At 67.2% G+C, this 10,690-nt stretch carries 8 protein-coding genes and 1 pseudogene; 7 read left to right on the forward strand and 2 right to left on the reverse strand.

Going from position 1 to position 10,690, the window contains the following annotated elements; all coding sequences use genetic code 11:
- A pseudogene (locus tag AC27IQ_RS13800) lies at positions 1 to 774 on the reverse strand (hypothetical protein); the annotation flags it as partial.
- Positions 775 to 1,485: 711 nt separating this feature from the next.
- Here AC27IQ_RS13800 and AC27IQ_RS13805 point away from each other — a divergent pair.
- From AC27IQ_RS13805 to AC27IQ_RS13835, 7 genes are all read left to right on the forward strand, one after another.
- Complete coding sequence (locus AC27IQ_RS13805; protein ID WP_284394222.1) at positions 1,486 to 2,055, forward strand: aminodeoxychorismate/anthranilate synthase component II; 570 nt, start codon at positions 1,486 to 1,488, stop codon at positions 2,053 to 2,055.
- On the forward strand, positions 2,052 to 2,717 hold the full coding sequence (locus tag AC27IQ_RS13810) for a LysE family translocator (protein ID WP_487089800.1): 666 nt from the start codon (positions 2,052 to 2,054) through the stop codon (positions 2,715 to 2,717). Before AC27IQ_RS13805 ends, AC27IQ_RS13810 begins: the two co-directional genes overlap by 4 nt.
- A gap of 20 nt (positions 2,718 to 2,737) precedes the next feature.
- Positions 2,738 to 3,772 (forward strand): anthranilate phosphoribosyltransferase, encoded by a 1,035-nt coding sequence (trpD, locus tag AC27IQ_RS13815; RefSeq protein WP_487089801.1) that lies wholly within the window; start codon positions 2,738 to 2,740, stop codon positions 3,770 to 3,772.
- Positions 3,773 to 3,859: 87 nt separating this feature from the next.
- Positions 3,860 to 4,660 (forward strand): indole-3-glycerol phosphate synthase TrpC, encoded by an 801-nt coding sequence (gene trpC, locus AC27IQ_RS13820; protein WP_487089802.1) that lies wholly within the window; start codon positions 3,860 to 3,862, stop codon positions 4,658 to 4,660.
- Positions 4,661 to 4,734: 74 nt separating this feature from the next.
- Entirely contained in the window at positions 4,735 to 5,454 is a 720-nt protein-coding gene (locus tag AC27IQ_RS13825; protein WP_487089803.1) for a uracil-DNA glycosylase, read from the forward strand.
- A 563-nt stretch (positions 5,455 to 6,017) separates the two neighbouring features.
- A complete protein-coding gene (locus AC27IQ_RS13830; protein WP_487089804.1) occupies positions 6,018 to 7,757 on the forward strand; it encodes a hypothetical protein in 1,740 nt (579 codons plus the stop codon).
- Between the two features lie 117 nt (positions 7,758 to 7,874).
- Positions 7,875 to 9,977 (forward strand): hypothetical protein, encoded by a 2,103-nt coding sequence (locus AC27IQ_RS13835; protein WP_487089805.1) that lies wholly within the window; start codon positions 7,875 to 7,877, stop codon positions 9,975 to 9,977.
- A gap of 25 nt (positions 9,978 to 10,002) precedes the next feature.
- Here AC27IQ_RS13835 and AC27IQ_RS13840 read toward each other — a convergent pair.
- The coding region (locus tag AC27IQ_RS13840; protein WP_487089806.1) for a LysR substrate-binding domain-containing protein at positions 10,003 to 10,690 on the reverse strand (688 nt) is incomplete at its 5' end.

Below are 10,690 nucleotides of genomic sequence, written 5' to 3' on the forward strand. Positions count from 1 at the left end.
GGTCTGCACGGCCGTGCTGGCGGCGTCCTGCAACGCACCGCCGACCAGGTTCGTGCCGGTGCCGACCGCGTTCGAGTCGTTGTTGGGGTCCAGCGTCTGCTGCAGGCTGAGCATCAGCTTGTCGATGGTGCTCTGGACGACCGTGTCGACCGCATCGCGGGCCGCGGTTTCGGCAGCGTCTCGCGCGCCCTGGCGGAAGCCCGTCGGAGGCGTGTCGCACAGCTCGTCCACGCCCTGGCGGTTGGTCGTCAGGCGCGTGCCGGACAGGTCGTCTCCGTCCTGGCGCAGGCCGGGCGAGCGGGTGTCGGGCAGGTCATTGGCGCCCTTGCGGAAACTCTCGCCATCGGCGAAACGGCCCGCGCGCGAGGAACTCAGGCCGCCGCTGGTGGCCGCGCCGATCGTGTCCACCGCCAGGCCACCCAGCAGCGATGTGCCGTTGGGGTCCAGCACCTTGGACGCGGCCTTGGTGACCTCCTGCGTGGCCAAGTCGATGGTGGAGTCCACCGCCAGGCGCGCCACGTTCTTGGCGATGCCGCCGGGCCCGAAATTGGAGGCGGTTTCCATGGCGCCCAGCGCCAGGTCCTTGATGCCGTTCAGGGCCTGAGACAGGTTGCCTTTGGCAATGCCCTTGGCCAGGCCCACGGCGCCCTTCTTGATGCTCGTGAGGCCGCCCTCGACGCTGTCCACGGCGGTGTCCACCACCTTCTGGGCGACGCTCTGCACCTTCTTGAGCACCTTGTCGAGCGCCCCGTCCAGTAAGGTATTGGCCGCCAATGCGGCCGGCGTGAGGTTGATGGCGCCGCGGGCGATGTCTCCGCCCGCCTCTCCCAGCTTCTTGAGACCGGCCGCTGCCCCTTTCAGATCGAGCGTGGCCAGGCCTTTGGCAATCTGCCCTACGCCCTGAACAGCCTTTTCAATGCCCTTCGCGATTGATTTGAACGCGTTTTTTTATCGCACCCATGGATTGACCCCTTGCAGTTGATGAAGAAATGCACTGGACGGCAATCGGCCTTTTCGGAACGGAAAGGGGGCGGTTGCAGGACCCAACGCGGAGGTTCCGACTTTCCGCGTGGCAAGCGTATGTAAACGCTCTGTATGCGATGCGGATTGCGGCCATGCGAAGTGCGGCGGGCTCCGGCGTGGCGCGGGAGAGCGGCGCGCCGCAGGGCTCGTTGGGGCGCCTGCGAGGCGTCGCAGGGGCCGGCGCCCCGCGAATCCGTCCTTTGCACTGCGGGGTGGGCAGGCAGGTGATAATCGCCGCCATGCCTCATCCGCGTCCTTGCCTGGCGGCACCCTTCCCCCTTCGTTGGCGCAAGCCTGCGAACTGACACCCCTGGTGCGCCGCGCGGGCGCGCATCCCAAAAAGTCTCCCTCCGCTGCCTCGGCAGCCGCGGACGCGCCCGGACCGGGCCGCGCCGTGTGACGGGAGTGCATTTCCCAACGGGGGCCGGGCCCGGCACCCCAAGCATTCAAGAGGTCAAAGCCATGCTGCTGATGGTCGACAACTACGACAGCTTCACCTACAACATCGTCCAGTACTTCGGAGAGCTGGGTGCCGAGGTCGAGGTGTACCGCAACGACGAGATCACGCTGGAGGGCATCGCCGCACGGGCGCCCGACCGGCTCGTCATCTCTCCCGGGCCGTGCTCGCCGGCCGAAGCCGGCATCTCGGTGGCCGCCATCCACCACTTCGCCGGCAAGCTGCCCATCCTGGGGGTGTGCCTGGGCCACCAGGCCATCGGGGCGGCATTCGGCGGCACCATCGTGCGGGCCCAGGAACTGATGCACGGCAAGACCAGCGTGATCACCACCACCCAGCAAGGCGTGTTCGCCGGCCTGCCCGAGCAGTTCACGGTGAACCGCTACCACTCGCTGTCCATCGAGCGGGCCACCTGCCCGGACGTGCTGGAGGTGACGGCCTGGACCGACGACGGCGAGATCATGGGCGTGCGCCACAAGACGCTGGACATCGAGGGCGTGCAGTTCCACCCGGAAAGCATCCTCACCGAGCACGGCCACGCCATGCTGCGCAACTTCCTGCAGGCGCGGCCATGATCGAGACGCACCAGCTGCTCCTGTTCATCGCGGCCGGATGGCTGCTCAACCTCACGCCCGGGCCGGACGTGCTCTACATCGTCACGAACGCGCTGAAATCCGGCGTGCGCGCCGGGCTCGTCGCGGGCTTCGGGATCACGGCCGGGTGCTTCGTGCACATCGTCGCGGCGGCCGTGGGCGTGGGGGCGTTGCTGGCCGCGTCGGCCACGGCCTTCACGGCACTCAAATGGGTGGGGGCCGCCTACCTGCTGTGGATGGGCGTTCGCATGCTGTGGGCCAGGGCCCCTGCCGGCGCGGCCGATGGCGCCGATCTGGCCGCCGCGCGCGCCGCGCCCTCGGCGCCAGCTTCGCTGAAGAAGGTGTTCCTGGGCGGGTTCTGGACCAACGTGCTCAACCCCAAGGTGGCCATCTTCTTTCTGGCCTTCGTGCCCCAGTTCATCGCACCGGGCACCGAGAACAAGGCCTGGGCCTTCGTGCTGCTGGGCGTGCTGTTCAACATCAACGCCATTCCGGTCAACGCCGGCTGGGCGCTGGCGGCGGCGTGGATGGCCCGCCGCCAGGGTGCGATCCAGCGAGGCATGCATTGGCTGGACCGCGTGGCCGGTGCGATGTTCATCGGTTTCGGCATCCGGCTTGCGCTCTCCGAGCGTCCCGGCGCCTGAGTTTCATTCGAGGAAACGGAATGTCCATTACCCCCCAGGAAGCGCTGCAGCGCACCATCGAGCACCGCGAAATCTTCCACGACGAGATGCTGCACCTGATGCGCCTCATCATGCGCGGCGAACTGTCGCCCGTGATGACGGCGGCCATCGTGACCGGCCTGCGCGTCAAGAAGGAAACCATCGGCGAGATCGCCGCCGCCGCGCAGGTCATGCGCGAGTTCTCCAACAAGGTCCACGTGCCGGACACCACGCACATGGTGGACATCGTGGGCACGGGCGGCGATGGCGCCAACACCTTCAACATCTCCACCTGCGCGATGTTCGTGGCCGCCGCTGCCGGCGCCAAGACCGCCAAGCACGGCGGGCGCGGCGTCTCCAGCAAGAGCGGCAGCGCCGACGTGATGGAGTCGCTGGGCGTGCACATCAACCTGCCGCCCGAGGCCATCGCGCGCTGCATCGCCGAGGTCGGCATCGGCTTCATGTTCGCGCCCAACCACCACCCCGCCATGAAGAACGTGGCGCCGGTGCGCAAGGAAATGGGCGTGCGCACGCTGTTCAACATCCTCGGGCCGCTCACCAACCCGGCGGGCGCGCCCAACATCCTCATGGGGGTGTTCCACCCCGACCTGGTGGGCATCCAGGTGCGCGCGCTGCAGCGGCTGGGCGCCGAGCACGCCGTGGTGGTCTATGGCCGCGACGGCATGGACGAGGTCAGCCTGGGCGCGGCCACGTTGGTGGGCGAGCTGAAAAAGGGCGAGATCACCGAGTACGAAATCCACCCCGAGGACTTCGGCCTGGCCATGGCCAGCAACCGGACCCTGAAGGTGGACACCCCCGAGCAGTCGCGCGAGGTGCTGCTGGGCGTACTGCGCGGCCAGCCCGGCCCGGCCCAGGACATCGTCTGCCTGAATGCCGGCGCGGCGCTGTATGCCGCCAATGTGGCCGACTCGATCGCGGACGGCATCGTCCGCGCCCGCGCCGCCATTGCCAGCGGAGCCGCCCTCGCCAAGCTGGAGCAACTCGTCGCGCGCACCCATGCGCTGGCGGCGGACTGAGGGGGGCCCTATTGCGGAGGGTCGGGTGCCCGCCGCGGTCGTCCATCGATACAAAAGAGGCTCTAGGAGCCGGAGAAGGTTTTCGACATGAGTGACATCCTGAACAAGATCATTGCCGTCAAGCGCGAGGAAATCGCGGCAGCGCAAAAGAAAGCGTCCCTGGCCGCCATTCGCGCGGATGCGGAAAGCCGCGTGCTCACGCGCGACTTCGAAGGGGCGCTGCGCGCAAAAATAGCCAAGGGCCAGGCGGCGGTGATCGCCGAGGTCAAGAAGGCCAGCCCGTCCAAGGGCGTGCTGCGCGCGGATTTCATTCCCGCCGACATCGCCCAGAGCTATGCCGAGGGAGACGGCAAGGTGAGCGCGGCGTGCCTGTCGGTGCTGACCGACCGGCAATTCTTCCAGGGCCAGCCCGACTACCTGAAGCAGGCGCGCGCCAGCTGCCAGCTGCCGGTGCTGCGCAAGGATTTCATGGTGGACGCCTACCAGATCTATGAATCGCGGGCCATGGGCGCCGATGCCATCCTGCTGATCGCGGCCTGCCTGGACGATGCGCAGATGGCCGATTTCGAGGCCATCGCCCGCAGCCTGGACATGGCAGTGCTGGTGGAGGTGCACGACGGCGCCGAGCTGGACCGGGCGCTGCGCCTGCGCACGCCGCTGGTGGGCATCAACAACCGCAATCTACGGACCTTCGAGGTGTCGCTCTCGACCACCCTGGCGCTGCAAAAGAACGTGCCGGCCGACCGCCTGCTGGTGACCGAGTCGGGCATTCTCTCGCCCGCCGACGTGCGGCAGATGCGCGATGCGGGCGTGAACGCCTTCCTGGTCGGCGAGGCCTTCATGCGGGCGCCGGAACCCGGCGAGGCCCTGGCCAAGCTGTTCGCCTGACACCGGTTTGCTGGATGCTATTAAATTAATAGCTATATGCCCTAGATCTTATTGTGCTGGAGGCTGTTTTGAGCATGAATGATTCCGTGGCGCCGTCCACCCAGCTGCACAGCGCCGATCCTGCCGACTGGCCCGTGGCGGCCGGATGGCAGCCCCTGGTGGATGCCTTTTTCGCCGGTGCGCGGGGGCAGGCGCTGCTGGCGTTTCTGAAGGCACGGCTGGCGGATGGCGCCGCCATCTTCCCGCCCCGGCCGCTGCGCGCGCTGGAGCTGACCCCGCCCGATCAGGTGCGCGTGGTCATCCTGGGGCAGGACCCGTACCACGGCCGCGGGCAGGCCGAGGGCCTCGCGTTTTCGGTGGCGCCCGGCGTGCAGCTGCCGCCTTCGCTGCGCAACATCTTCAAGGAGATGCAGCGCGACCTGGGCACCCCCTTTCCCGCCTGGCCCGAGCCGGGCGGCAGCCTCGCCAAATGGGCCAAAAATGGCGTGCTGCTGCTCAACACCTGCCTCACGGTGGAAGAGGGCCAGGCCGCCAGCCATTCCGGCAAGGGCTGGGAGGAGCTCACCGACGCAGTGATCCGCCATGTGGCCGAGGGCGATCGGCCGGTGGTGTTCATGCTGTGGGGCTCGCACGCCCAATCCAAGCGCGTTTGGATTCCGGGCGACCGGGGCCATCTGGTGCTCGCCGCCAACCACCCTTCGCCGCTGTCCGCGCTGCGCCCGCCGGTGCCGTTCATCGGGTGCGGGCACTTCGGCAAGGCGCGGGAGTTTCGCCAGCAGCACGCCGAGAAGTAGCCACGGCGTGAGGGCTGGGCGGGCCCCCACGCTTTGCAAAGGGGGCTTCGCCAGCCCCTGAGCTGCTTCGGGTTTTGAGAGTCTTTCCGCAGTACCACAGCCATCCTTCAGGCTGTAGATTGACTTCGTCAAGGTTTTCCATGCCCTCAGGAAATGTGAACCGTCGCGGCCATGCCGCAAGGGCACCGTCCGGTCCTGCCACCACGCCACCTTCGCAAGGCGCGTCTCCCTCGGCCAGTACATCGGCAGGGCGGCAGCGCGGCTCCTCGGTCCACCAAGGCGGGCCTTCGGATACTTTGCGCTCGCGCAGCGGTGCGGAGGCCAGTGGCTCTGCCAACGCCGCGGCACAGCGTCCCCGAACCAGCGCCCTCCCGCAGCGCGGTGTCTTGGAAACAGCGTTGGCGCGCCCTTCGCCTGCAGCCCTGGCGGCGGGCAGAACCATCGACGAGGCGGTTCCCTTCCTCCAGCAATATCACACGGCCTCGGACAGGATGTCGATGGCGACCCATGCTCCGGCCATGCGCTTCACATCGTCCCGTGCTTTCCCGAGAGCCCAGGCTGCCATGGAGGCGCTGGGCAAGCTGACGATGGGCCAGGCGCAAAAGCTCGGCCCACTCTTTCCGGTCTTTATTGAGCAGCAGCGGACGATGGCTGCTTATCGCCTGGTCATGACGACGCCCAAAGTTGACGTCAAGCCGCTGCGGGATAAGCTTCTTTCTTATCCTGACATGGCGACCGCCCGGGCATTGTGGACCCGCTATATCGAGCAAACGGATACGCAACTCAAAGAGCTGGAGCCTTGTGCCGTCGCGTTGGCAGAAACCCTGAAGTCGCTAGGGAAGCGGGAAACGTTCGAATCGACGGCCGGTGCCGAAACAACGCTCAAGGCTGCAGTCATGGGCACGGCCGAGAGCCGGCTCATCGCCATCAATTCGCACGTGGATCGAGTGATGCTGAGCATCATGATGCTGACGCTGGCCGACGAGACTGAAAGCGTGACCGGCCAGACCCGGGAAATGCAGAAAGGACTCGTCGGCGATGTCGTGCGCATGCGCGGCGTCGTGGATCTGCTGCAGGACGCGCGCGTCGGGCCCCTGCCTGGCAAGGAGGCATGGCTTCAAAACTACGTGAAGGTGCTGGAACACCACGCGCACGATCACCTCACGGCCGCGACCCGGGATCTGCCGCCGGACCAGGACCTGGCCGCATCACCGGTCGGCAGGGCGGCGCTGGAAATGGCGGCGAGCATCCGGCTCCTGACCACCGAGATCGGCGAGGTGCTCAACGCGTACAAGCTTTCGCCACAGATCGCAGAGCGCGTCCATGAGTTCACTACGGAGGGGCAGGCAACGACCGCGCGTGAGGCTCCGCTCGAGTCGGAAGAGCCCGCCGCCGCAGCGCAGGAAGCCGCGGCCTCCGATCAGGCGGCTCAGGCGCAGTCGTCCAGGCCCGGCCGCAAATCCCGCCGCCATGCGAAGGCCACGCACTCCGCATCGGGGGCATCGGCTGCCTCGGCTTCGAAGCCCGGCTTGTCGGTGCAGCAGCAGGTCTGCATCGAACTGGCGCAAGCACGCGTCAACCAATTCCGCAAGCCGCCAGCGGCGCCGTCCGGAGCGCGCTTCGACTTCTTCGCCCTGGCGGCGTCGATGAAGCAGGACACGAAGGACATCCGGGCTGCGCTCGACGCCGGCACCGATCCCGTCAATGCGGGCCAGATGATGCGCCGCGCGCTGGTGGAATGGTTCGGCCAGCCCGGCATCTGGGCCCAGCGCAGCCAACAGCTTGACGGTTTGACCGGCGTCGAACTGGAGCCGAAAACGGTCGAGTTGCAAAAAGAGGTGGCCCAGCGCGCTGTACAGGTGCAGACCTTGCACGAGCAGGTCAGTGCGTTCGAGATCGATCTCGTGAAGCAATACGCGCTGCCGAGGGCAAACCATGTGTCCATGCTGCTGAACTCCGGCGCGGCCGTGCCGGACGGGGCGGTCCGCAAGCTGCCGTCCGACGGCGATCCGGATGGCGACCACGGCACGCTGTTCGAAGTGCGCCTTGCTGTGGAGCCACTGTCGAACGGGCAGCCAGCGGCACCTCTCTATGTGCACTTCCATACCAAGAACGTGGTAGGAACCGATGCCATCGCCAATATCTCCCCCGGCGAGCTGGCGGCAGTGCATGTCAAAACGGCCGAACAGCGCGCGCTGGGCCGCAAGTGGGAAGCCCTCAATGCCGCGTTGCTAGGACCAGTGCACCGTGGCGCCTTGACGGATCAGGTACTGGTGGATCTGCAAAAGTCCATGAAGGCATGAGTTTGCAGCCCTTGCCCATCGCGTTCGAAGGGTAGGCCCGTGTCCGGCGAACACGTGCAATCGGCAGGCACCTCTCGGAACGACCGTGGCCATCGCGCTGTGCAGGATCAGGCGGCAGTGCCCGCTGACGACCAGCATGCCAGCGTGTCGGCCAGCCCATCCAGCCACTTGACGGAGCGCCTTGTTCCCCGCTCCAGCGGCGCCGCGGCGAGCCATGGGGCGCCTGCGCCCCGTGCGCAGTTGCCCGCGCAGCGGGTACCGACGCCGGCGCAGCAACAGCAGATTGAGAAACACGAAAAAAAGCAGGTAGCCATGGCCGCCGCCCAGACGGTTGGCGGTGCAATGGCTTATCTCCGTACTTTCGACCAGCTTTGGACGCGCGGGCTCGTCACGGTCGAGAAACAGCAGCGCACGTTGTGGATGGCCTTTCAGTCGGCAGATCGCGGCATTGCGGCCTTCAAGGAGATGACCGAACTTCACCGGGCCGGTGAGGACGGACGAACATCGTTCGTGGCCCTCTACAACAAGCGCGCAGCGCTGGCCGCCACCTTGGTGGGCTACCCTCCCCCATTGCCTGCCGAGGCAGGCTACTCGCTTTCGCAACGCATGCTCCAGGCGCGCTCGGAGCCAGTGGACCTGCCAGCGCTGGACCGCGACCTGCATGCCTACCTCGGTCAGGTTGATCTCGCCGTCGAGGCGATCGAACCTTATCTCCGTGCGACTTCCGAGGCGATCGAAAACCTGAGTGCGCCCGCCCATCTCAAGGCCTATCCGACGATGACCGAGAACTTGAAGGAGGCCATCCTCACGCTCACGAATCTGCGGATGAGAGCGTTCGATCTGCACAAGGAGCAGATCTGGACATTGTGCAATCGCATGGTGGTTGCAGAAGGCTTGAATGGCACGGAGATTCTTCGAGAGACCGTCGCGCTGCTGACCTGTGCGGCAAACCTGTCGGACGCCCCTGCGATCGACCTGCTGCAGGATGCCCGCATCCCCCGGCAGCAACCGATGGTGAGCCGCATGGAAAACGGCGCTTTGCTTTTGCGTGAGCACGCCGAGACATTCATCGTGCTCGCGAGCCGCCACTTCGACACCGAAACCGGTGCTTCGCAGTCCGGCGCTCTCGACTTCGCCAAGCGGCTGGTAGCCGCCGTCGGCGCGCTGGCCCAGCAGTGCGATGCGGTGCTGAACGCCCACAAAGTCTCCTACACCGTTGGCAAGCTGTTGGAAGGCAACACATTCCTGGGACATCCGACGCGACGCGAAACCGCAGCGTTGCCGGACGACGATGCGCAGAGCGATTCGGTGTTGGAAGAAACCGCCGCGTCCGGTTCCGCTCGCGCAACACGGCCCACGCGATCCGGTATGGGCAAGGCACGCAAAGCCTTCGCGCGCAACAAGGCGGATCAGGAGACCGCCCCTGCGCTGTCCCTGCGACAGACGGTCGTGCTGGAGCTGGCCCAGGAGCGTCTGAAAACGTTCCCTGCGCCAAAGCTCGGCGGGCTGCGCGGGCCTGGCGACTTGTTGGCGCTGGCCGAATCGATGCACAAGGACGCTTGTGCAATCAGCGCAGCGATGGACCCGCGCACCGAGCCGCTGAGCGCCGTGCGGCAGATGCGGCAAACGCTCGATGGATGGTTCGGCGTACGGGGGCAGTGGCAGGCCCGGCGCGAGCAGCTGGCGGCGGCGGGCGTGGCGGGGATGCCATCGGTCTCGGACGCGCTCCAGGCGCTGAATGAGCGCATCGCGGCGATCGAGGGACTGCACCGGTCCGTCGATGCCATCGGGGCCGATCTGATCAAGACCTTTCCGTACCCTGACCTGAAACATGTGTCGCACCTGCTGAACATGGCGACTGACGCCGAGGCGCAAGGGTCGGCCCCGCGGATCGGCGCTCCCCGCAAGCTGCCATCGCACGGCGACCTCGACCACCGCCACGGCACCCTGTTCGAAGTGAAGATCGATACGGGAAAGCTGGCGGATGGCCGGCCCGCGCCCGCGCTCTACGTGCATTTGCATGCCAAGGCGCCGATCACGGCCGAGGCGTGCCGCACCGTGCCTTTCGAAGCCCTTGACGCGTTTCATGTGAAAACTGCCGATCAGCGGGGCAAGGGTCCGACCTGGGAGTTGCTCAACGACGCCCTGCACAGCGTGCACCGGGGCGTGCTCGACGCCGAGGTGCTGAAAGCGCTGCAGCACCGCATGGCAGGCCCCTGATCCTGCAGGCCTGCCCTGCCGCCTGTCACAGTCCCGGCAACTCTTGCTTCAGCCGCTCCAGAAAGGCCTGTGCAGCCACGGGCAACGCGCGGCCGGCGAGGGTCTGCACTTCAATGTCGCGCAGGTCCATGCCCGGGTCGCCGAGGGGCCGGGCCACGATGGCGCCTGCGGCCACGGCATGGCGCGTGGCGATTTCGCTCGATACCGATACGCCGCCGCCATGCGCCACGAACTCCAGCACCGTGCGGGCGTGGTTGCTGACCAGCACGGGCTCCAGTTGCAGGCCCTGGCGGCTGCAGGCCATGTCGATCATCTGGCGCACGATGGTTTCCTGCGGCGGCAGCACGAGCGGGAACCGGGCCATCTGCGCCAGGCTGACGCGGCTGGCGCCGGCCAGCGGGTGCCCGGGCGGCAGCATGGCGAGCACGGGCGCGCTCTGGCGGTGGGCCACCTGGATGCCGGGCTGCGGCGCGCGGCTGAAGCACAGGCCGATGTCGGCCACACCCGTGCGCACGGCCTCCGGCACCTGCGCGGTGGGCAGCGCCGTCACCGTGAAGCGGATGCCCGCATGCTCGCGCTGGAACGCCACGCACAGCCGGGGCACCAGTTCGTTGGCGAACACATCCGAGGTGGCCAGGCGCACCTGGCCCGCACGCAGCCCGAGCAGCGCGCCGATCTCGCCCAGCGCGCGCTCCGCGTCCAGCCCGGTGCGC

The organism is Acidovorax sp. KPB24-07 (assembly GCF_057543315.1).

Excerpts from the sequence above, each read along its gene's own strand:
- AC27IQ_RS13805 (WP_284394222.1), top strand. The coding sequence starts at position 1,486 with ATGCTGCTGATGGTCGACAACTACGACAGCTTCACCTACAACATCGTC.
- AC27IQ_RS13810 (WP_487089800.1), top strand. The coding sequence starts at position 2,052 with ATGATCGAGACGCACCAGCTGCTCCTGTTCATCGCGGCCGGATGGCTG.
- trpD (WP_487089801.1), top strand. The coding sequence starts at position 2,738 with ATGTCCATTACCCCCCAGGAAGCGCTGCAGCGCACCATCGAGCACCGC.
- trpC (WP_487089802.1), top strand. The coding sequence starts at position 3,860 with ATGAGTGACATCCTGAACAAGATCATTGCCGTCAAGCGCGAGGAAATC.
- AC27IQ_RS13825 (WP_487089803.1), top strand. The coding sequence starts at position 4,735 with ATGAATGATTCCGTGGCGCCGTCCACCCAGCTGCACAGCGCCGATCCT.
- AC27IQ_RS13830 (WP_487089804.1), top strand. The coding sequence starts at position 6,018 with ATGGAGGCGCTGGGCAAGCTGACGATGGGCCAGGCGCAAAAGCTCGGC.